The 18,956-nt window shown below is 70.1% G+C and carries 21 protein-coding genes and 1 riboswitch; of the genes, 13 read left to right on the top strand and 8 right to left on the bottom strand.

Going from position 1 to position 18,956, the window contains the following annotated elements; all coding sequences use genetic code 11:
• Positions 1 to 237 precede the first annotated feature (237 nt).
• The 5 genes from ACFSVL_RS13270 (at position 238) to ACFSVL_RS13250 (ending at position 4,193) form a co-directional block, all read left to right on the top strand.
• Positions 238 to 1,572: a DHA2 family efflux MFS transporter permease subunit gene (locus ACFSVL_RS13270; RefSeq protein WP_378303866.1), complete on the top strand. Its 1,335-nt coding sequence runs from the start codon at positions 238 to 240 to the stop codon at positions 1,570 to 1,572.
• Positions 1,573 to 1,701: 129 nt separating this feature from the next.
• The gene (locus ACFSVL_RS13265) at positions 1,702 to 2,313 is read left to right on the top strand and encodes an FABP family protein (protein WP_378303864.1); all 612 of its coding nucleotides are present in this window, start codon (positions 1,702 to 1,704) and stop codon (positions 2,311 to 2,313) included.
• Between the two features lie 16 nt (positions 2,314 to 2,329).
• Positions 2,330 to 2,938 carry a 5-oxoprolinase subunit B family protein gene (locus tag ACFSVL_RS13260; RefSeq protein ID WP_378303862.1) on the top strand — a complete coding sequence of 203 codons (609 nt, stop codon included), beginning with the start codon at positions 2,330 to 2,332 and terminating at the stop codon, positions 2,936 to 2,938.
• Complete coding sequence (locus tag ACFSVL_RS13255; RefSeq protein WP_378303861.1) at positions 2,938 to 3,789, top strand: 5-oxoprolinase subunit C family protein; 852 nt, start codon at positions 2,938 to 2,940, stop codon at positions 3,787 to 3,789. Before ACFSVL_RS13260 ends, ACFSVL_RS13255 begins: the two co-directional genes overlap by 1 nt.
• A 2-nt stretch (positions 3,790 to 3,791) precedes the next feature.
• Positions 3,792 to 4,193 (top strand): hypothetical protein, encoded by a 402-nt coding sequence (locus ACFSVL_RS13250; protein WP_378303859.1) that lies wholly within the window; start codon positions 3,792 to 3,794, stop codon positions 4,191 to 4,193.
• A 43-nt stretch (positions 4,194 to 4,236) separates the two neighbouring features.
• On the opposite strand, the gene ACFSVL_RS13245 is transcribed toward ACFSVL_RS13250, so the two are convergent.
• Positions 4,237 to 5,082 carry an aminodeoxychorismate lyase gene (locus ACFSVL_RS13245; protein WP_378303858.1) on the bottom strand — a complete coding sequence of 282 codons (846 nt, stop codon included), beginning with the start codon at positions 5,080 to 5,082 and terminating at the stop codon, positions 4,237 to 4,239.
• Positions 5,083 to 5,168: 86 nt separating this feature from the next.
• On the opposite strand from ACFSVL_RS13245, the gene ygfZ reads away from it, so the two are divergent.
• Genes ygfZ through ACFSVL_RS13230 form a run of 3 tightly spaced genes read left to right on the top strand, consistent with a single transcriptional unit; the run spans position 5,169 to position 7,847 of the window.
• Complete coding sequence (gene ygfZ / locus ACFSVL_RS13240; protein ID WP_378303856.1) at positions 5,169 to 6,290, top strand: CAF17-like 4Fe-4S cluster assembly/insertion protein YgfZ; 1,122 nt, start codon at positions 5,169 to 5,171, stop codon at positions 6,288 to 6,290.
• 49 nt (positions 6,291 to 6,339) lie between these two features.
• A complete protein-coding gene (locus ACFSVL_RS13235) occupies positions 6,340 to 6,906 on the top strand; it encodes an RsiG family protein (protein WP_378303854.1) in 567 nt (188 codons plus the stop codon).
• Positions 6,903 to 7,847: an asparaginase gene (locus ACFSVL_RS13230; protein ID WP_378303852.1), complete on the top strand. Its 945-nt coding sequence runs from the start codon at positions 6,903 to 6,905 to the stop codon at positions 7,845 to 7,847. The genes ACFSVL_RS13235 and ACFSVL_RS13230 overlap by 4 nt, the downstream gene beginning before the upstream one ends.
• Here the strand turns inward: ACFSVL_RS13230 and ACFSVL_RS13225 are convergent.
• Positions 7,828 to 8,724, bottom strand: a complete 897-nt coding sequence (locus tag ACFSVL_RS13225) for a hypothetical protein (protein ID WP_378303850.1) — start codon at positions 8,722 to 8,724, stop codon at positions 7,828 to 7,830. The two genes, ACFSVL_RS13230 and ACFSVL_RS13225, sit on opposite strands and share 20 nt — an antisense overlap.
• Before the next feature lie 207 nt (positions 8,725 to 8,931).
• Here ACFSVL_RS13225 and ACFSVL_RS13220 point away from each other — a divergent pair, with 207 nt between their 5' ends.
• The 3 genes from ACFSVL_RS13220 to ACFSVL_RS13210 all read left to right on the top strand — a co-directional run bounded on the left by ACFSVL_RS13220 (position 8,932) and on the right by ACFSVL_RS13210 (position 10,993).
• The gene (locus tag ACFSVL_RS13220) at positions 8,932 to 9,117 is read left to right on the top strand and encodes a DUF3073 domain-containing protein (protein ID WP_378303848.1); all 186 of its coding nucleotides are present in this window, start codon (positions 8,932 to 8,934) and stop codon (positions 9,115 to 9,117) included.
• Between the two features lie 113 nt (positions 9,118 to 9,230).
• A complete protein-coding gene (locus tag ACFSVL_RS13215) occupies positions 9,231 to 10,091 on the top strand; it encodes a 3-hydroxybutyryl-CoA dehydrogenase (RefSeq protein WP_378303846.1) in 861 nt (286 codons plus the stop codon).
• A 68-nt stretch (positions 10,092 to 10,159) separates the two neighbouring features.
• On the top strand, positions 10,160 to 10,993 hold the full coding sequence (locus tag ACFSVL_RS13210) for an alpha/beta fold hydrolase (RefSeq protein WP_378303844.1): 834 nt from the start codon (positions 10,160 to 10,162) through the stop codon (positions 10,991 to 10,993).
• Here the strand turns inward: ACFSVL_RS13210 and ACFSVL_RS13205 are convergent.
• Genes ACFSVL_RS13205 through ACFSVL_RS13190 form a run of 4 tightly spaced genes read right to left on the bottom strand, consistent with a single transcriptional unit; the run spans position 10,986 to position 15,145 of the window.
• Positions 10,986 to 11,771, bottom strand: coding sequence for an ECF transporter S component (locus ACFSVL_RS13205; protein WP_378303842.1), 786 nt, complete (start codon positions 11,769 to 11,771; stop codon positions 10,986 to 10,988). The two genes, ACFSVL_RS13210 and ACFSVL_RS13205, sit on opposite strands and share 8 nt — an antisense overlap.
• On the bottom strand, positions 11,768 to 13,426 hold the full coding sequence (locus ACFSVL_RS13200) for an ABC transporter ATP-binding protein (protein ID WP_378303840.1): 1,659 nt from the start codon (positions 13,424 to 13,426) through the stop codon (positions 11,768 to 11,770). Before ACFSVL_RS13200 ends, ACFSVL_RS13205 begins: the two co-directional genes overlap by 4 nt.
• Positions 13,423 to 14,502, bottom strand: a complete 1,080-nt coding sequence (locus ACFSVL_RS13195; protein ID WP_378303839.1) for a CbiQ family ECF transporter T component — start codon at positions 14,500 to 14,502, stop codon at positions 13,423 to 13,425. Before ACFSVL_RS13195 ends, ACFSVL_RS13200 begins: the two co-directional genes overlap by 4 nt.
• Positions 14,489 to 15,145 carry a hypothetical protein gene (locus tag ACFSVL_RS13190; RefSeq protein WP_378303837.1) on the bottom strand — a complete coding sequence of 219 codons (657 nt, stop codon included), beginning with the start codon at positions 15,143 to 15,145 and terminating at the stop codon, positions 14,489 to 14,491. Before ACFSVL_RS13190 ends, ACFSVL_RS13195 begins: the two co-directional genes overlap by 14 nt.
• Before the next feature lie 49 nt (positions 15,146 to 15,194).
• A riboswitch (cobalamin riboswitch) is annotated at positions 15,195 to 15,252 on the bottom strand.
• A gap of 83 nt (positions 15,253 to 15,335) precedes the next feature.
• Between ACFSVL_RS13190 and ACFSVL_RS13185 the strand changes: the two genes are divergently transcribed.
• Together ACFSVL_RS13185 and ACFSVL_RS13180 are read left to right on the top strand one after the other, a co-directional pair.
• On the top strand, positions 15,336 to 16,229 hold the full coding sequence (locus tag ACFSVL_RS13185; protein WP_378303835.1) for a Gfo/Idh/MocA family protein: 894 nt from the start codon (positions 15,336 to 15,338) through the stop codon (positions 16,227 to 16,229).
• Positions 16,230 to 16,418: 189 nt separating this feature from the next.
• The gene (locus tag ACFSVL_RS13180) at positions 16,419 to 17,150 is read left to right on the top strand and encodes a GNAT family N-acetyltransferase (RefSeq protein WP_378303831.1); all 732 of its coding nucleotides are present in this window, start codon (positions 16,419 to 16,421) and stop codon (positions 17,148 to 17,150) included.
• A gap of 53 nt (positions 17,151 to 17,203) precedes the next feature.
• Here ACFSVL_RS13180 and ACFSVL_RS13175 read toward each other — a convergent pair whose 3' ends face one another.
• On the bottom strand, positions 17,204 to 18,304 hold the full coding sequence (locus ACFSVL_RS13175) for a cytochrome P450 (protein ID WP_378303829.1): 1,101 nt from the start codon (positions 18,302 to 18,304) through the stop codon (positions 17,204 to 17,206).
• Between the two features lie 204 nt (positions 18,305 to 18,508).
• A complete protein-coding gene (gene arfB, locus ACFSVL_RS13170; RefSeq protein WP_378303828.1) occupies positions 18,509 to 18,937 on the bottom strand; it encodes an alternative ribosome rescue aminoacyl-tRNA hydrolase ArfB in 429 nt (142 codons plus the stop codon).
• Positions 18,938 to 18,956: the final 19 nt, after the last annotated feature.

Here is an 18,956-nt window from a genome sequence, read left to right as displayed (position 1 = left end):
CGGGAGCGGGGCTGGGTCGTCCGTGAAGGGAACCTTCACAGACGCTGATTCCCTCAGGGTTCCCCTCACGGACCTTCGAAAATGGTCACACCGGTGCCAATCGGGCAAATCGTCGGTCCTGGCGTCCTTTGTGGATGGTCCGCAGCCATGGAGCCATGCAGCTTAAGTCCCCGGCATCGGTATCCGGGGCACGAAAATCTTGACCTCAAGGCGGCTTGAGGACCCAAGCTCGCGGACGTGTCCCAAACGAAAACCGTTGTCCGTAGCCCGCTGCTGGCGGTCGCCGTGTTCGTCGGCAGCTTCATGGCGTTGCTCGACGCGAGCGTGGTGAGCGTCGCGCTGCCGACCATCCAGCGCGAACTGCACGCCGAATTCACTGACCTGCAATGGATTGTCGACGGATACACCGTCGCGCTCGCCGCGGTGATCCTCACCGGCGGCATCCTCGGCGACCGGTACGGCCGCAAGCGGATCTACCTCGGCGGGCTCGCCGTGTTCACGATCGCCTCGCTGGCGTGCGGCCTCGCCCCGACGCTCGGGCTGCTGATCGCCGCACGCGTGGTGCAAGGAATCGCGGCCGCCGCGGTCATCCCTGGCGGCATCGCGCTCCTCGCCCACGCGTACCCGGAGCCGCGGGAACGGGCCCGGATGATGGGCGCGTGGGGCTGCGTAGCCGGATGTGCGCTGGTCATCGGCCCGCTTGTCGGCGGTCCGATCACCGACGCGTTCGGCTGGCCCGCGATCTTCCTGATCAACCTGCCCATCGGTGCCTTCGCGGTGTTCGCCAGCTACCGGGGTCTCGGCGAGTCGTCCGATCCCGCGCACGGGGCGCTGGACCTGCCGGGACAGGTGCTCGGCGCGTTGTGGATCGGGTCGTTCACCTACGCCGTGATCGCGTCCGACGCGGTCGTCGCCGTGGTCGGCGCGCTCGGGCTGGCCGCGTTCATCGTCGTGGAACTGCGGGCCCCGCATCCGATGCTGCCGATCCGGCTGTTCGGCAAACTCCGCTTCGCCACCTCGATCCTGACCTCGTTCGTGATCGGCTTCGCGTGCTACCCGCTGCCGGTCCTGATCGCCGTGTACCTGCAGCAGGCTTGGGGCAGCACCGCCTCGACCGCAGGGGTGCAGATGCTGCCGTACGTGATCACCAACGCGGTTCTCGCGTTCTTCTCCGGCCAGCTCTCCGCTCGCTTCACCGCGGAACGCGTGCTGCCGATCGGACTGGTCATCACCACCGCGGGCAGCTTCGCCTTCCTGCTGGTCGACACCGCGATGCCGTACTGGCTGCTCTGCGTCCCGCTCACGTTGTCCGGCGTCGGGCTGGGGCTGAGCATCACCCCGACCAACGTCGTCGGTCTCGCCGGGCTTCCAGCGCAGCGCACCGGCACCGCGGCCGGCACGGTCAACGCCGCGCGGCAGGTCGGGATGGCGCTCGGCATCGCCGCGCTCGGGGCGCTTCTCGACCACGGCAGCACGCTCTCGACCGGGCTGCGGACCGCGATGGCGGTGGGCGGCGCGGCGCTGCTGGCGGTGACCGTCCTCACCGCCGTGACCCTGCGCAGGGCCGGATGAGCCGGGGCGGACTATTGTCCTCGCTGTGGAGACCTTGTTTACGACCCTGTTGATCATCGCGGGCGTGGCCACCGTGTGGTTCGCGGTCTACGTCGTCTACCGGCTGTACGCCGACCAGCGCTGATCAGCATGACGAGTGGCGACGAGGCCATCGCAGCAGCTGAGGAGCGGGCCGCCAGCACGCGCGACCGCAACCTGCCGTTGTGGGACGACCTGCCGATCCCGAACGACACGGCGAACCTGCGCGAGGGCCCGAACCTGAACGACGCGTGCCTGGCACTGCTGCCGCTCGTCGGCGTCTGGCGCGGCGAGGGCGAGATCGACTACCCGACGATCGACGGGCCGATCAAGTTCGCGCAGCAGCTCACTGTCTCGCACGACGGCCGCCCGTTCCTGTTCCACGAGGCACGCTCGTGGCTGCTGAACGAGGACGGCAGCGTGCTGCGGCCGGCCGCCCGCGAAACCGGGTTCTGGCGGCCGCAGGAGGACGACACCCTGGAGCTGCTGCTCACGCACAGTTCCGGCATCGTCGAGCTGTACTACGGGAAGCCGCGCAGCCAGACGTCCTGGGAACTCGGCACCGACGCGGTCATCCGCACCGCGACGGCCAAGGAGGTCACCGGCGCGCAGCGGCTGTACGGCCTGGTGAACGGCGACCTCGGGTACGTCGAGGAACGCGCGATGGTCGGCCAGGAAATGCAGCCGCACGCCTCCGCGCTGCTGCGCCGCGTGGTGGGCTGAGGCTCCGGGAGACGCCGTGCGCTGGCGGCGGTACGGCGAACACGCCGCCCTGCTCGACTGTGCCTCGCTCGACGAGATGAGCGCGGCCCGGGCGACGCTCACCGAAGCCGCGCTCGACGGCGTCGCGGAGATCGTTCCCGGGGCCCGCACTCTGCTGGTGGTCGCGACGCCCGGCTCCGGCGCGCTGGAAGCCGCGCGGTCTTTGCTGGCCTCGGCCGATCTGGCGCATCCACCGGCCGGGCCGCCTCGCGAAGTCGTCTTGGACGTGCACTACTCCGGCGAAGACCTCTCGCTGGTCGCGGAGGACGCTGGCCTCAGCGTGGACGAGGTCGTCACCCTCCACACCAACGCGACCTACACGGTGGCGTTCACCGGTTTTGCCCCCGGCTTCGGCTATCTCGCCGGGCTTCCCGCCAAGCTGCAGCAACCCCGCCTTGCCTCCCCGCGAACCCGCGTTCCCGCCGGTGCCGTGGCCATCGCCGACGAGTACACCGGCGTCTACCCACGAGAATCCCCCGGTGGCTGGCGCTTGATCGGACACACCGAGGCGACGCTCTTCGACCCCTCCGCTGCGCAACCAGCGCTGTTCGCGCCTGGTCTGCGCGTGCGATTCCGGAGCGTCTGATGCGCGCGGTGGAGATCGTCTCGACCGGCCCGCAGGCGCTGGTGCAAGACCTCGGCCGCCCTGGCTACGCACATCTGGGGGTCCCACCGTCGGGTGCTCTCGACGCCGCGGCGCTGCGGCTGGGCAACCGACTGGTCGGCAACAACGAGGACGCCGCCGGGATCGAAACCCTGCTCGGCGGGCTGACCATCCGGGCCGCCGCGTCGTGCACCGCGGCGGTGACCGGACCGCCGGTCTCGGTGTTCGTGGACGGCCGGGAAACCGGCTCGCATACCCCGATTTCGCTGCGGCCAGGCCAAAAACTGAGGATCGGCCGACCGGTCACCGGACTGCGCTGCTACCTGACGGTGTCCGGCGGAATCGCCGTGCCACCGGTGCTGGGCAGCCGTTCCACTGATGTCCTTTCCGGACTCGGCCCCGCGCCGTTGAGCGACGGCGAAACGGTCCCGCTCGGCCCGGTCACCGGTGTTCCGTCCGGTGCCGACGTGGTCGCCGCCGCGCCCGTGCCCTCGCGGCTGACGGTGCCCGTCCTGCTGGGCCCCCGCGACGACTGGTTCGCCGACGCCGCGACCGCGCTCAACACACAGTGGACAGTCACCGCGGAATCCAACCGGGTGGGGGTCCGCCTCGACGGGCCGCCGCTACGCCGAGTGTCCACTTCGGAGTTACCCAGCGAGGGCGTGCTCACCGGAGCGATCCAGGTCCCGCCGAACGGATTGCCGCTGGTGTTCCTCGCCGACCATCCGACCACGGGCGGTTATCCAGTGGTCGCGGTCGTGAGACGGGAGTCACTCGGCGCACTCGCGCAAGCACTCCCCGGAACCTTGGTGCGGTTCCACGCGTCCTTCTGAGCGTGGAACGGGTAACGATCACCGGCGGCGCGGGTTTCCTGGAGCTGAACACCGGAGGGCGAGCGGAGCTGCCGCAGTCGCTGCGCATCGCGCTCGCGACCGGCCAGGTACGCCTCCCGCTGGCGGAAACCCTGCGCGACCTGCTGGCCCTGCTCGTCGACGGCCAGTACCGGATCAGCGGCCCGCAACGGCTCGATGCGCTCGACCTGGTCCCCGCGAGCCCCTGGCCGGACGACGACGATGCCCGGGTCACGTACTACCGCACGGCGATCCGCTCCGGACACCGGCCGGTAGCGGTGGTTTTGTCCGGTACGCAGGCGTTTCTGCTGGACGGACACCACAAGATCAGCGCGTATCGGGCGGAGGGGGTCACGCCGTCGGTGGTGCTGATCAGCGGGTCGTGAGTGTTTGTGCCGGTTCTAACCGGCACAAACACTCACGAGGCCCTCAGTACTCGCCCTCGTAAGCCGCCACCAGCTCCCCGTGCAGCGCCGTCGCGTCCGGCAGCGCGGTCCCGTTCAGCGTGTGCACCCGGGTCACCTTCCGCACCGACGACGTCAGGAAAACCCCGTCCCCCTGCAGCAAGTCAGCCACCGACAGCTGCTCCACCTTCACCGACCAGCCAGCCTTCTCCGCGCCGCGGAACAACGCGTACTGCGTCGTTCCTGGCAGGATGCCAACCGTGGACGGCGGCGTGTAGAGCGTCCGGTCCTTCGCCAGTACCACCGTCGAGGTGGGTCCTTCGAGCACCGAATCGTCGGTAGCGGTGAAGATCACATCTTGCGCTCCACGGCGAGCCGCCTCGCGCAGGGCGGCCATGTTCATCGCGTAGGAAACCGTTTTCGCGCCGAGCAAAAGCCACGGTGCGCGCTCGGCGAGTTCGGGGCCGAAACCGCGTTCCAGGGTCACCACGGAGACGCCCTCGGTGCGCGCCCGCAGCACCTTCTCGTCGACCTCCAGGCCCATCGCGAACGCCGTCGGCTTTCCTTCCGGATCACCGTCGACACCCCGCGTGTACACGAGTTTCAGGGCAATCTCCGGCCCGCCCCGCCACGCGTCGACGACCGCCTGCGCGGCGCGCGCGAAGCCGTCCAGGTCCGGGGCGGGCAGGTCCAGCATCGCCGCGGAACGGGCGAGCCGGTCGAGGTGCGGACGCATTTCCCGCGGCTTTTTCACCGCCACGAGGATCGTTTCGAACACCCCGTCTCCGCGCAGCAGGCCGAGGTCGTCCACCCGGAGGTGAGCGGCTTCGGGGTCGGCCAGTGAACCGTCGAGGAAGGCGAGAACGCGCATCCCCACAAGGTAGTACGAACACTGTGTGGCGCAGCCACTCCGTTGAGGGCGGGGGTGGGGAGGAAGGCGGAGTTACCCTTAGAGCTATGCCGTACCGCTCGCCGCTGCTCGAAATCCCCCGCGCGGTCGCCGCGCCCGAGGGCCACCCGGAAGCCGGAGTTCCGTGGCACTGGGGCGATCCGTTCGCCGAGCAGCGCACCGCCGCCCGGGGAGTGGTCGTGATCGACCGCTCCCACCGCGAAATCCTCGCCGTCACCGGACCGGAACGCTTGTCCTGGTTGCATTTGGTGATCTCGCAACACGTCACCGAACTCGCCGAGGGCACCGGCACCGAAGCCCTCGTCCTCGACAGCCAAGGCCACGTCGACGCCCATTTCGTCCTCGCGCACACCGGCGAAACGGTGTACCTCGACAGCGACCCCGATCCGGTCGCCACGAGCGCGTTGCCCAAGGGCGGCAAGCAAACCCTGCGTGACTACCTCGAAGCGATGAAGTTCTGGTCCAAGGTCGAAATCCGCGACGCGACGGAAGAACTGGCCGTTCTTTCGGTGCTCGGCCCGGAGACCGACAGCGTGCTCGGGGTCGAGCTTGGCGCCGAGCCGTACTCGGTGGCCGCGCTGCCCGAGGGCGGTTTCGCCCGCCGGATGCCGTGGCCGACGCGAGCGGGCGCGGACCTCGTGGTGCCGCGCGCGCAGCTCACTCAATGGTGGCAACGGCTCACCGACGCCGGCGCGCGTCCGGCCGGTTCGTGGACCTTCGACGCGCTGCGGGTGGAATCGCGGCATCCGCGGCTCGGCGTCGACACCGACGAGCGGGCCATTCCGCACGAGGTCGGCTGGATCGGCTCGGCCGCGCACGTCGCGAAGGGCTGCTACCGCGGTCAGGAGACCGTCTCGAAGGTGCACAACGTCGGCCGTCCCCCGCGCTATCTCGCGCTGCTGCACCTCGACGGTTCGCCGGAGATCACGCCGGAGACCGGCGACCCGGTGAAGCTCGGCGAACGCGTGGTCGGCCGGATCGGCACGGTCGCGCAGCACCACGAACTCGGCCCGATCGCGCTCGCGCTGGTCAAGCGCTCGGTGCCAGGCGGGGCGGAGCTGCTGGCAGGCGACGAGGACCGAGTGGTCCAGGCCACTGTCGATCCGGACTCGGTGCCGGGCGAGCACGCGGCGCCCGGACGGGAAGCAGCGCAGAGACTGCGGGGCTGAAGTGAACTCGACGGTAGCGTCGTCGCGGAATGTGGAGCAGGATGTGCCCGTGATCGAAGTGCGTCCCGGCGGGCGACGACGGATCGACCGCGTCCTCGGCCCGGGATATCTCACCGGATTAGGCGACTTGCCGCTCCCGGTGCTGCGCGAGCGGCGCGACGAAGCCGCGCAGGAAGAGACAGACCTGTCCTACCTGCGCCGGCTCCTGCACGCCCGCATCGACATCGTGCGCGCCGAACAGGAACGCAGGTCGTCCGGCGGGCAGAGCAGCATCGTCGACCGGCTCGCGTCGATCCTCGCCGACAACGCGCTCGGCCCGGCCGCCGGTTCGGGCAGGCATCAGCAGCTCGAACCGTCCCGCGCCGGCGAGCACCGCAGGCACGCGGAGGCACTGATCGGCGACACCGGGCTCACCGACGTCGGTTCGCTCTCGGACGACAAACTCGCCGCCGCGCTGGACACGTACGCGGCCGAGGAAGCGTCCGTGTCCTCCTTTCGCCGCCAGGTCCAGGGCGTGATGGACACGCTCAACGCCGAGATCGCCGCGCGCTACAGCAGCGGAGCGGCCACTGTGGACCAACTGCTGGACAGCGAACTGGGGCGCGTCGAGGAATGACCGGCCAGCCGATCCTCGTCGAGGTCGTCCGGAACGGATTCGTCGAGAGCGTCCACCACGGATGCCTCGTCGTCACCGCCCCGGACGGCTCCGTCCAGTTCTCCGCGGGCGACGTGACCAGCCCGTTCTTCCCCCGGTCGGCGAACAAGCCGCTGCAGGGCGTCGGGATGCTCCGCGCCGGGCTCGGCTACGACGGCGCGGACCTGGCGCTCGGCTGCGCCTCGCATTCCGGCGAAACCGGACACGTCGAGCGGGTCGCGGCGATGCTGTCCGGGGCCGGGCTCGACCCGTCGGCGCTTGCCTGCCCCGCCGAGCTGCCGATCGGCGAGGACGCCCGGCACGCGGCCGACGAGCCGCGGCAGATCACGATGAACTGCTCGGGCAAGCACGCCGCGATGCTCGCCACGTGCGTCGCGAACGGCTGGCCGACCGAGGGCTACCAGCTGCCGGATCATCCGCTGCAGGTCCAGCTCGCCAAGACGGTCGAGGAGCTGACCGGCGAAACCATCGCCGCGGTCGGGGTCGACGGCTGCAGCGCACCGCTGTTCGCGTTCTCGCCGATCGGCCTCGCCCGGTCGTTCGGCCGGCTCGCGCAAGCCGAGCCGGGCTCCGACGAGCGCCGAGTGGCCGACGCGATGCGAGGGCACCCGTGGCTGGTCGCGGGCACCGGCCGGGAGGACACCCGGCTGATGCAGGCCGTGCCCGGGCTGCTGTCGAAGAGTGGCGCGGAAGGTGTTCTGGCGTTCACGCTGGGCGACGGCACCGCGTGCGCGATCAAGATCGCAGACGGCAATAAGCGTGGGTGCGCGCCGCTGGCCATGGCCGTGCTCGCTCGGCTGGGCATCGCGGCCCCGGAAGAGCTGGCCGACCTGGTCAATCCACCGGTGCTCGGCGGCGGTCAGCCAGTCGGCGAGCTGCGGGTCAGTTGGAGTGCTCCTTAGCCGCGAGGTCGCCCCAGAACTCACGGAGCTGCGAAAACAGCTCGGCCAGCTCCTCGACGTTCCCGGTGCGCAGCGCGTCGAGGATGTCGTGGACCTCCTCCGCGGTGGAGTCGGCGTCCAGCAGCGAGTCGGCGAACAGCTGCACGAGGCCGCCGTAGTCCAGCTCGACGACCGAGTCCGGGTCGAAGCTCTCCAGCCACTGCCGGGTCTGCGACAGCACCCGGCCGGGGCCGGAGTCGCCGAAGGTCGTCTCGATCAGCTCGCCCGCGTCGGACGCGCGGCGCAGCGCGGCCGACATCGACGTCCGCCAGGACGCTTCCCGCGCCGGGTCGGCCGGGCCGGAGCCGAGCACGAGCTTGCGTTCGTCCGGGTCGACCAGCGAGAACCAGGGCAGCGGCACGGTCCAGGTCGTGGTGAGGGTGTGCGCGGCGGTGGCCGTCAGGTCGGTCATCGCGGCTTTGGTCTGCGCGCGGGCGCGATCCGCGGTGACGCCGCCGGAGTCGAGGACCGCGGTCCGCAACGCCGGCTCGGCGTCGGCGAGGAAGGTGCTCAACGCCGCGGCGGAGCGGGCGCGCAGTTCGAGCGGGCACGCGAACGGCCCCTCGGCCGAGTGCCCGGCGGGGAGGTCGGCCGGGTCGAGCACGAGCACGTCGGTGACGAGGCTCGGCGCGGGCCGTCCGTCGCGCAGCTGCGCGGGCAGCAGCCGCACCGGCGCGGCCGCCTGTGACTTGAGCCACATCCGCTGTTCGCGTTCGCCGATCGCGACCCGGCTGAGCCCGCCCGCGGAAACGGCCTCGACCAGCTGTTGCGCGGGGGGATCGCCCAGCGCGCGCAGAGGTTCGTACACCCGCAGATAGGCCACGAAGGGTCGGAGCACCCGAGCATCGTGGCACGCCGACCAGCGCCGATCGGCATCGACGTGCCGGTAACCGGCGTCCGGCGGACACTGTCGTGACGAGCACACCGTGCCACGTCGCATCCAACCCCCGGGACACGGTACGGTGTCAGCAGGAAAGAACTGTCGAGACGATGCGGGGCCGCCGATTCCCCCGGCCGCCCCGCCCCTGTGCGAGGGGGTCGAGCCATGGGGCGCGGCCGGGCTAAGGCCAAGCAGACGAAGGTGGCGCGCGAGCTCAAGTACAGCTCCCACGACACCGATTTCGATGCTTTGCAGCGCGAGCTGTCGAGTAGTTCCTCGGACAACCACGAGGACGACAAGCGGTACGAGGACCCGTACGACGACGGGTACGACGAGTACCGCCGCCGTTGACGCAGGCACACGACACGCGAGGGCGGAATCGGACTGAGGTCCGAGACGCCCTCGTGCGTTGTGTGCTGCCCGTTTTCTGCTGCTGCCGGTGAGGTGACGAAGGAGTTGGACGGGTGAGCGACATCGCACGAGTAGGTGTGGTCGGAGCCGGGCTGATGGGCTCCGGCATCGCCGAGGTGCACGCCAGGTCCGGATTGGACGTGCTGGTCACCGAGGTGAACCAGCCCGCCCTCGATGCGGGCAAGGCACGCATCGAGAAGTCGCTGCAACGCGGCGTCCGCAACGGCAAGCTGGCCGCTGAGGAAGCCGAAGCGGCGCTCGGGCGGCTGCGGTTCACCACGGACATCGCCGAGTTCGCCGACCGCGATCTCGTCGTCGAGGCCATCCTGGAACAGGAGCAGGCCAAGGTCGACGTGTTCCGGCAGCTGGACAAGATCGTCGAGCGCGAGGACGCGGTGTTCGCGTCCAACACGTCGTCGATCCCGATCATGAAGCTCGGCATGGCCACCGGCCGTCCGCAGCAGGTCGTCGGCATCCACTTCTTCAACCCGGTGCCGGTACTGCCGCTGGTCGAGCTGGTCCCGTCGCTGCTGACCAGCGAGGAGACCGCCCGCCGCGCCGAGGAGCACGCCACCGGGGCGCTGGGCAAGACGGTGATCCGGTCGCAGGACCGGGCCGGGTTCATCGTGAACTCGCTGCTCGTGCCGTACCTGCTGTCGGCGATCCGGATGATCGAGTCGGGCTTCGCCTCGGCCGAGGACATCGACCGCGGGATGGAGCTGGGCACGGCGCATCCGATGGGTCCGCTGCGGCTGTCCGACCTGATCGGCCTCGACACCATCAAGGCCATCGCGGACTCGATGTACGCCGAGTTCAAGGAGCCGCTGTACTCGTCGCCGCCGCTGCTGCTGCGCATGGTCGACGCCGGGCTGCTCGGCAAGAAGACCGGCCGCGGGTTCTACTCGTACTCCTGACTTTAGTTGCGGGTCTGATCAACTTTTCCCCGCTGTGCGAGCCCGGGCGGGCCGCTTGACTGTGCGGCATGACTTCGACGTTCGTCTTCGCCGCCGGCGCCAACGGCGTGTCCGCCGCCCCGCCGGAACTCGTGCTGCGCGGGTATCGCGGGGTCGGGGTGCCGCAGCCGGAGCAGCAGTTCCGGCGGTCGTACCAGGCTCCGCAGGACCTTGGCGCGTTCGCCACGGAACCGTCCGCGCTGGCCGGCGTGACCGTGGCCGACCAGGTCGCGACCACTGTGGACGTCGTCCGCCGGGCTGCCGCGCTGGGTCCGGTCGTGCTGGTCGGTTCGAGCATCGGTGGCGCGCTGGTCACGCTCGTCGCCGAGGAGGTCCCGGAGCTGGTGTCGGCGCTGGTTTACGACGCGGCCTTCTGCTGCGTCGATCTGTCGACCCCGGAGGAGTACCTGGCCACGCCCGAGGCGGCGACGTCGCAGGTCGGAGCGATGCTCGGGTTCATCGCCGCCGACCCGGCGGTGATCGGCGCGATGCGCTTCAACTGGCGGTCCTCGTCGGCTGAGGCGTTGACGGCGGCGAAAGCGGCGCTCTGCGCGGACGCCACCGACGGCGAGTTCTACGCCCTGCTCAACGCGATGGCCCCGGACGACCTCATCGGCCGCAGCGCGACCGACTCGCGCGGCACGGCGGAACGGTGGGGGCGCGTCCCGCGGTACTACGTCCGGCATCTCCAAGACCACCTGGTGCCGCTCGCCCTGCAGGACCGGATGATCGCCGAGGCCGACGCGCGCACGCCCGGCACGCGGTTCGAGGTGCACGACATCGACACCTCGCACTTCCCGAACGCGGCCGGGATGGCCCAGTTCGTCGAGGTGCTGGACAAGGTCGGCCAGTCGGTCAGCTGAACGCCGCTCGTCGTGCGGCCCGGCGCAGCACCGTCAGGATCGCCGGGCCCAGCACGAGGATCGCGACCAGGTTCGTGAGCGCGCGGCCGGTGTCCCAGCCCAGCGTGGACGTGAACACGGTGAACACCAGGAACCGGTGCAGGTTGTCGCCGAGCGAGCCGCCCGGGATGAAGTCCAGCGCGGTGTGGCTCGCCAGGAACGGCCAGGTGAACAGGCTCATCGCGAGGCCGTAGAAGTAGGCGGCGACCACGCCGTAGACCGCCAGCAGCGCGATCTCCCACCGGCCCTTGACCCGGCGCGGGAGCAGCCCGGCCCCCAGTCCGACCAGCGCGGACGCGAGCATCTGGAACGGCAGCCACGGCCCGACCCCGCCGGTGAGCAGCGCGGACGCGAACAGCGACGTCGAGCCGAGCACGAACCCGAAGCCCGGTCCGAACACCCGCCCGGCGAGGATGAGGAGGAAGAACACCAGCTCGATCCCGCCGGTGCCCGCGCTGAGCGGACGCAGCGCGGCGTTCACCGCGGACAGCACGCCGAGCAGCGCGAGCGCCTTCGCGTCGAGCCCGCCGCTGGACAGCTCGGCCAGCACGATCAGGATCAGCACCGGCAGCGTCGCGAGGAAAACGAACGGCGCGTCGACCACGTGTGCTGAGGTGCCGACGCTGCCGCGGGCGAGCAACGGCCAGCAGAACATCGCCAGGCCGACCACGACAGCCACCGTCAGCACCACCGCCGTGCGACGGCGGATGCGGACGGCTGGGCCCAGGAAGTCGGTCACGCCAGCGCCTTCGCCACTGCGTCCACGGTCAGCCACGGTTCGGGCGCGAGGATCTTCGCGACCTGCGGGGCGAAGGCGGGCGAGGCCACGACGACGTCCGCGGTCGGGCCGTCCGCGACCACTTCGCCCTCAGCGAGGACCACGACGCGGTGCGCGGCGGAGGCGACGAACTCGACGTCGTGGGTGGCCAGCAGCACTCCGTGTCCGTCGGCGGCCAAGTCGGTGAGGATGGTCGCGAAGTGCCGTTTCGCCGGGTAGTCCAGGCCGCGCGTCGGCTCGTCCAGCAGCACGACCGGCGGGGCGGCGGCCAGCTGGACAGCCAGCACCAAGGCCAGCCGCTGACCTTCGGACAGGTCACGCGGGTTGGTGTCGTCTTCGATGCCGGGCACGAGGCGGTCGAGCAGCTTCCGGGCAGTGCCCGCGTCGACGCCTGACTCGACGTCGGCCTGCCGGCATTCCGCCCCGACCGAATCGAGATACAGCAGGTCAGACGGGGTCTGCGGAACCAGCCCGACCCGGGTGCGGGCGGCTCGGGTGCGGAGTGTCTTCGGGTCCGCGCCGAGGATGTCGACCGTGCCGTCGGACCGGGGTCCGCTGCCCTGCAACGCCCACAGCAGCGAGGACTTGCCGGAGCCGTTCCGGCCCATCAGCGCGACGACCTCACCGCGGTTCAGCCGCAGGTCAACGCCGCGCACAGCGTTCACGCCGCCGTAGCGAACCCGCACGTCCTTCGCCTTAAGCACCGCCTCCCCAGAGCGCCCCAATGTGGCATTGGGTGCATGCGACGCACCCAATGTGGCGTTCGGTGCATCTGACGCACCCAATGCCACATTGGGGCGGCGCTCGGCCAGGCGTTCCCGGAGCGGACGAGCGAGGCGGCGGGCGTCGCGGACCGAGAGCGGCAGCGGCGACCAACCCGCGAGCCTGCCCAGCTCGACGATCGGCGGCGCGACGTCGGTCTGGGCGAAAACCTCCGCGGGCGGGCCGGACACCACGGTGCCGTCGCCGGGCAGGTAGAGCAGGCGATCGGCGTACTGCGCGACGCGCTCCATCCGATGCTCGGCGACGACGACCGTGGTCCCCAAGTCGTGCACCAGCCGGGTGATCGCGGCCAGCACCTCCTCGGCCGCGGTCGGGTCGAGCGCCGACGTCGGCTCGTCCAGCACCAGCACGCTCGGATGCGCCGTGAGCACCGCGCCGATCGCGACGCGTTGCTGCTGCCCGCCCGAGAGCGTCCGAAGTGGACGGTCACGGAGTTCGGCGATGCCCAGCAGGTCAAGGGTTTCCTCGACGCGCTTGCGCATCACCTCCGGCGCGACGGCGAGCTGCTCCATCGCGTAAGCCAGTTCTTCCTCGACAGTGTCGGTGACGAAGCCGGCCAGCGGATCCTGCCCGACCACGCCGACCACCGACGCCAGTTCACGCGGCGGATGCGTCGCCGTGTCGAGCCCGCCGACCTCGACGCGTCCGCTCAGCACGCCGCCGGTGAAGTGCGGGACGAGACCGTTGATCGCACCCAGAAATGTCGACTTGCCGACTCCAGTACGTCCGGCGACAAGGCAGAGTTCGCCCTCCTCGATCGCCACGTCGACGCCCTTGAGCACGGGCCGGTCAGCCCCGGCGTAAGTGACGCTGACCTGCGAAAACTCGATCATCGGGCGACCTCCGACACCAGCGCCGGGCGTGGCGCGAACCAAGCGGGCAGCATGCCGATCAGCACCGCGACGGCCGGCAGCAACGGCAGCTCCGGCCAGGTCGGCGGGCTGGCCGGGGTGGTGAGCGAAACCGGGTCGGCGAGCAGCACGAGCACCGCGCTCGCGACGCCGCACAGCGCGACCAGCGTCTCCGGCAGCCGCCACGGGTCCGGCCGGTAGGTCGTGCGGCGGATCTGCCGTCCGCCAAGGATGAATCCGGCGGTGGCCAGCACCAGACCGGCGACGAGCATCGGCACGCCGAGCCACGACGCGGACCCGTCGAGCACGCCGTAGACCCCGACCGCGACGCCGACCAGTCCGGCCAGGACGCAGGTCGCGATCACCATCCGGACCCGCGGCGAGAGGTAGCCGCGCCGTCCGTAGCCGCGGGAATCCATCGCCGCCGCGAGCTGCAGCGACCGGTCCATGGCGTCGGCCAGCACCGGCACGAAGATCCCCTTCACGAACCGCAGGCCACGCGTCCGGCCCGCCCGCAGCCGACGTGCACGGCGCACCCGCTGCACGCTCTCGACCAGCTGCGGTGCCACCGACAACGCGACGGTGACCGCCGTGCCGACCTCATACAGCGCCCCGGGTACCGCCTTGAGCAGGCGTTTCGGGTTCGCCAGCGCGTTCGCGGCCCCGACGCAGAGGACGATCGTGGCCAGCCGGAGTCCGTCGTACAGCCCGCCAAGCAACTCCTCGGCCGAAGTGGGGCCGAGGAGCTGAATGCCGGCGGCGATGCTCGGCAGCTGGATGGTCGGCAGCGTGAACAGGACGTGCCCGCCGTCCTCGCCGCCGATCAGGATCCGGAAAAGCACGCGTGACAGCAGGATCACGCCAGCGACCCAGGCGTACATCCGGAACGCGAGCGCCCACGGCGCGTCGCCGCGGCGGAGCACCACGACGAACCCGGCCACCGCGATCACCAGCGCGAGCAGGAGCGGGTTCGTGGTCCGGCTCGCGGCGACGGCGAGCGCGAGCGCCCACACCCACCACGCGCCGGGATGGAGCGCTCGCGGACTACTCCGCCGCACGCCTGCGGCGCACCGCGACGACCGTCCCGGCCACCACGAGCAGCACGACGACCACGATGCCGATCACCAGGCTCCACGGGAAGCCACTGTCCGAAGTGGACGCGGGAGCCGGAGTCTGCGCGGGTGCAGTGGCTTTGCGCACCGGCTCGGTGCGCGGCGGCGGATACTCGGCGTACGCCTTGCCGATCGCGAAGGACCAGCCCTCGAACGCGCCGGCCGGTGGCTTCCAGCTCTGCGCGCCGACCTGCGCCGAGGCCCACTTGCCGCCGTTCGTGGCGGTCCAGAAGCTCCACGACGCCTTCTCCGGCGGCATGTCCGTGCAGGCCTGATCGGCGGGCTTGCCCTCGATCTTGCACATCACCGACAGGCCGTACTTGCCGGTGCCAGCGAGGTCGAACCCGGCGTTCTGCAGGGCGGTGACGCCGTTTTCCTGTTTGCCAGGAGCGCACCGGATCAGGGTTTCGCCGCCAAGGCCTTGGAAATCGACGATTACCGTGACGCCGTTGTCGTCCTGGCAGTACCCCGCGACGCCCTTGCCGGGCGTGGTCGCCGAGGCGGAAGCGGCTCCGCCTAAACCGGTGGCGACGAGAAGAGCGCAGCCGGCGAGGACTCGCCCCCAGTGCCGCGCGTGCACGAATCGCATGTCAGATGTACCTCGCATCGATCGGACCACGACGGGCGATCCGGCTCGCGGTCCCTCGCGGGGCCGCTCACGGTTGCGGGCCAGCGCCGGATTCCCACCGGCTTCCCCCGTTCGTGGCGAAGAACTTGTCGACGTTAACGCACCGCAGGCCCCGCCGGAAGCGACCGCGACCACACCTACACTTCCGGACGTGGGACAGGACCAGTTGCGCGTCGGCCTCGTCGGAACCGGACCGTGGGCAACCACGGTGCACGCCCCCGGGCTCGCGGATCATCCAGGAACCGTGCTCAGTGCCGTGTGGAGCCGTCGGCCGGAGGCGGCTTCCGCGCTGGCGCAGGCGTACGACGCCGTGCCCACCAGCGATCTGGACGAACTGTTCGAGCAGGTCGACGCGCTCGCCTTCGCCGTACCGCCGGCCGTCCAGGCCGAACTGGCCACCCGCGCTGCCGAGGCGGGCAAGCACCTGATCCTGGAGAAACCGATCGCGCCGGACCTGGCCTCCGCGCAACGTCTCGCCGACGCCGTGACGTCCGCAGGCGTCGCCTCGCTGGTGATGCTCACGCTGCGGTTCGCCCAGCAGACGCGCGATTGGCTGGAGGGCGTCACCGCCGCTGGCGGTTGGCGCGGCGGCAGCGTGCGCTGGCTGTCCGGTGCCCTGCTCGGCGGCAAATACGCGTCCTCGACGTGGCGACAGGACCCAGCCGGCGGGGCACTCGCCGACATCGGCCCGCACGCATTCGACCTGCTCGACGCGGCCCTCGGCCCGATCACCGACGTCCTCGCCACCCACCGCGGCCCCGACGACCTGTGGCAACTGCTGCTCGAACACGAAGGCGGCATCACGAGCACCGCGACGCTCAGCCTGCGCCTGCCGGTGCAGCCGACGGTGGTCGAGTACTCGGTATTCGGCGACCACGGCCTGCGCACTCTCGGCCGCACCGGCACCGCGAACGACGCGTACACCGCGCTGCTGGACGATTTCGCCGCGATGGTGTCGTGCGGAACGATCACGCACCCGTGCGACGTCCGCCGGGGCGTGCACCTGGCGCGGATCGTGGACCAGGCACGCGCCGCTCTTCGCTAATTCGCTTGCCCGGTCTGACACGATGAGCGGAAGTTTCGTTTCGGACGAAGGAATGCCTATGTGCTCCGCCACGGCCCACTCCGGCCTGGTCTGAGCTGTTCGGCCTGCGGCGTGGGGTTGCCCTGCCCGGTTTTTGTGCTGCCCTGATACGGCGGCACCTTCCTTCCTCTCGAAAGGCTTCCACCAGAGATGTCCGCCCTTCAGGCATACGTCCGCGCGACCGCGCCACTCGGCCGCGACACCGAGCGAATCGGCCCGTTCCTGGCGACTTTCGCCCAGGACAGCGCTCATCCGATGGAGAACTACGCCATCCCCGACGACGGCGCGCAGCCCTCGTCCGCCGACATCGCTCGCCTGATTTCCGCCTACCAGCAACGAAACCTCCTGCCCCGGCTGGAGTTCTTCACTGAAGCCGCACCGGACGCCGAGGCAGCCCTCGTCGCCGAGGGATTCACTCTGGAACGTCGGGTACCCGTGATGACCTGCGGCACCGAAGACCGCGTCGATTGCGTTGCACCGGAACACATTCAGCTGCGCGAACCGTCGTCCGACGACGAATTCCGCCGCCTGCGGTCCGTGCAGAACGTCGCTTTCGGCGAGCCACCAGAGGTGTCCGACGGCGATGTCAAACGCAACCGCAAACACCTGACCGTCCTAGCCGAACACGGCGAAACCATTGTGGGCGGCGGGATCGCGCTCGACATCGTTTCCGGCACAACGGAAATCGTCGGCATCGCAGTCGCCACCGAACACCGCGGCCAAGGCCTCGCGGCGGCAATCACCGCACACCTGACCCGCCTCGCCCACGAACGCGGCGCGCGGTTGGCGTTCCTTACGCCGGGAGATGTGGGGATCGGGACGGTGTATCGCCGGGCTGGGTACCGCGTTGCCGGCGAGTGTGTGCACCTGTCGCTGAGCTGATGGCTCGTTCCTTGCCGCCGCGACGCACTGCCGGTCGCGGCGGCAAGGAACCGTTACCACTCGACCGGTACCTCCCGCACCCCGCGGATCACTCCGTACGTACGTCGAGGCCGAGCGCCCGCCTGCAACCGCATCCCCGGCAGCGCCGTGAGCAGTTCCTGCAGCATGACGCGCAATTCGAGACGGGCGAGGTGCCGGCCGAGACACCGGTGCGCGCCGGCACCCCAGCCGAGGTGCGCCGGTCGTGTCCGCCCGCGCCCCATCCGGAAGACGTCGCCGTCGCTGAAATACCGTTCGTCGCGGTTGGCGCTTCCCCAGGTGATCAACACCCGATCGCCAACGTCGAGCAGCACTCCGGCCAAAGTGGTCGGCTGGGTGACCGCCCGCCCGGTCGCCGCCACCGCCGGCTCGTACCGGACGGCCTCCTCGATGAACTCGTCCAACTCCTTTTGGCTGGCACGTACCCGATCCCGCAAGTCCGGATTTTCAGCCAGCAGCAGTGCCATCGTGGCTGCCGCGTCGGTGGTGGTCAGCTGCCCTGCGGCGACCATCAGTGACGCGAAGCGCAGCACCTGCCGTTCGCTAGCCGCTTCGCCGACTTCGGCGTGAACCACGTCAGACAGCATGTCGTCTCGCGGCATGGCAGCACGTTCCCGGATGTGACTAAGCAGGAGCTTCGCGTACTCGCGACCGCGTTCCTCGGCCTCCTCCCGGCTTTCGGCGGCAACCAGTCGCTTAGCCTGGTCCGCCAGCAACTCCCGCCCGCTTTCCGGAATACCGAGCAACGCCGCGACGACAAGCGGCGGAACCACTTGCGTGTAAGCACTAACCAGGTCAGCTCGACCTTCGTTGACGAATCCGGCGATCGCCTCTCGGCACAACCGCCGGATGAGTGACTCGTGCCCCTTCGCCGCGGCCGGCGTGAAATAGGGCTGGAGAATGCGCCGCCAAGTGCGGTGCGAATGTCCATCGAATTCGAACAATGGCGCTCTCGGCGGCGGATTATCGTCGGATCCAGCATCTTCAGCTACGACATCCGCAGCACCAAGGCCGGATACGTACGAACTGTATACCTCGCCATCGCCGGCCACTGCCCGGATCGCGTCATAGCTGGTCGCCAGGTGGAACCCGCCGTGTGCCGAGCTTTTCGCCACCGGGCAGACCCGCCGGATAGCTCCGAGACGTGCGTAAACATCCTCAGCGACGGCAGGATCGAGGTGGTCGAAATCGACTTCGGCGGGAACTCGCCGTTCAGGAGATCGCGTCACTCTCCAGAAATAGCGAAGACGGAAAAGAATTCACAAGAAGGCACCTCAGCGATATCGCGAGGTGCGTCTATCACCCGCAGTGATCAACAACTAATCGTCGAACCGCCCGCCGCGCCCGCGTTTCACGTCGCTGCGGCGTTTCTTCGCGGCCAACCGGCGTTCCTTCGAGCCTCGCGAAGGCTTGGTGGGACGCCGTTTGGCCGGCGGCGGCGCGGACGCTTTCGTCAGCACGTCGGCCAGCCGTTCCCGCGCCGCGTCGCGGTTCATCAGCTGTGAGCGGTATTCGCTGGCCGCGATCGTCAGCACGCCGTCGACCAGGCGGGTGCCCAGCCGGGTCGTGATGCGTTCCTTCAGCGCGGGCGGGATCACGGCGGAGCCCGCGACGTCGAACGACAGCTCGACGCGCGAGTCCGTCGTGTTCACGCCCTGTCCGCCCGGTCCGGACGACCGGGAGAACCGCTCTCGCAGTTCGGCGCCCGGGATCACGAACCGGGCGCCGACGCGTACGTCCTCCGCCATGTCCTCAGTGTCTCAAGAC

Source organism: Amycolatopsis silviterrae, from assembly GCF_042684085.1.
Lineage (GTDB): Bacteria > Actinomycetota > Actinomycetes > Mycobacteriales > Pseudonocardiaceae > Amycolatopsis > Amycolatopsis silviterrae.
The sequence above is the reverse complement of the archived record's forward strand: the minus strand, read 5'-3'. Positions and strand labels throughout refer to the sequence as shown.

Bases quoted from the DNA above. Each gene is read 5' to 3' on its own strand.
- ACFSVL_RS13265 (WP_378303864.1), top strand. From the start codon at position 1,702: ATGACGAGTGGCGACGAGGCCATCGCAGCAGCTGAGGAGCGGGCCGCC.
- ACFSVL_RS13255 (WP_378303861.1), top strand. From the start codon at position 2,938: ATGCGCGCGGTGGAGATCGTCTCGACCGGCCCGCAGGCGCTGGTGCAA.
- ACFSVL_RS13245 (WP_378303858.1), bottom strand. From the start codon at position 5,082: ATGCGCGTTCTCGCCTTCCTCGACGGTTCACTGGCCGACCCCGAAGCC.
- ygfZ (WP_378303856.1), top strand. From the start codon at position 5,169: ATGCCGTACCGCTCGCCGCTGCTCGAAATCCCCCGCGCGGTCGCCGCG.
- ACFSVL_RS13230 (WP_378303852.1), top strand. From the start codon at position 6,903: ATGACCGGCCAGCCGATCCTCGTCGAGGTCGTCCGGAACGGATTCGTC.
- ACFSVL_RS13220 (WP_378303848.1), top strand. From the start codon at position 8,932: ATGGGGCGCGGCCGGGCTAAGGCCAAGCAGACGAAGGTGGCGCGCGAG.
- ACFSVL_RS13210 (WP_378303844.1), top strand. From the start codon at position 10,160: ATGACTTCGACGTTCGTCTTCGCCGCCGGCGCCAACGGCGTGTCCGCC.
- ACFSVL_RS13200 (WP_378303840.1), bottom strand. From the start codon at position 13,426: ATGATCGAGTTTTCGCAGGTCAGCGTCACTTACGCCGGGGCTGACCGG.
- ACFSVL_RS13190 (WP_378303837.1), bottom strand. From the start codon at position 15,145: ATGCGATTCGTGCACGCGCGGCACTGGGGGCGAGTCCTCGCCGGCTGC.
- ACFSVL_RS13180 (WP_378303831.1), top strand. From the start codon at position 16,419: ATGTCCGCCCTTCAGGCATACGTCCGCGCGACCGCGCCACTCGGCCGC.
- arfB (WP_378303828.1), bottom strand. From the start codon at position 18,937: ATGGCGGAGGACGTACGCGTCGGCGCCCGGTTCGTGATCCCGGGCGCC.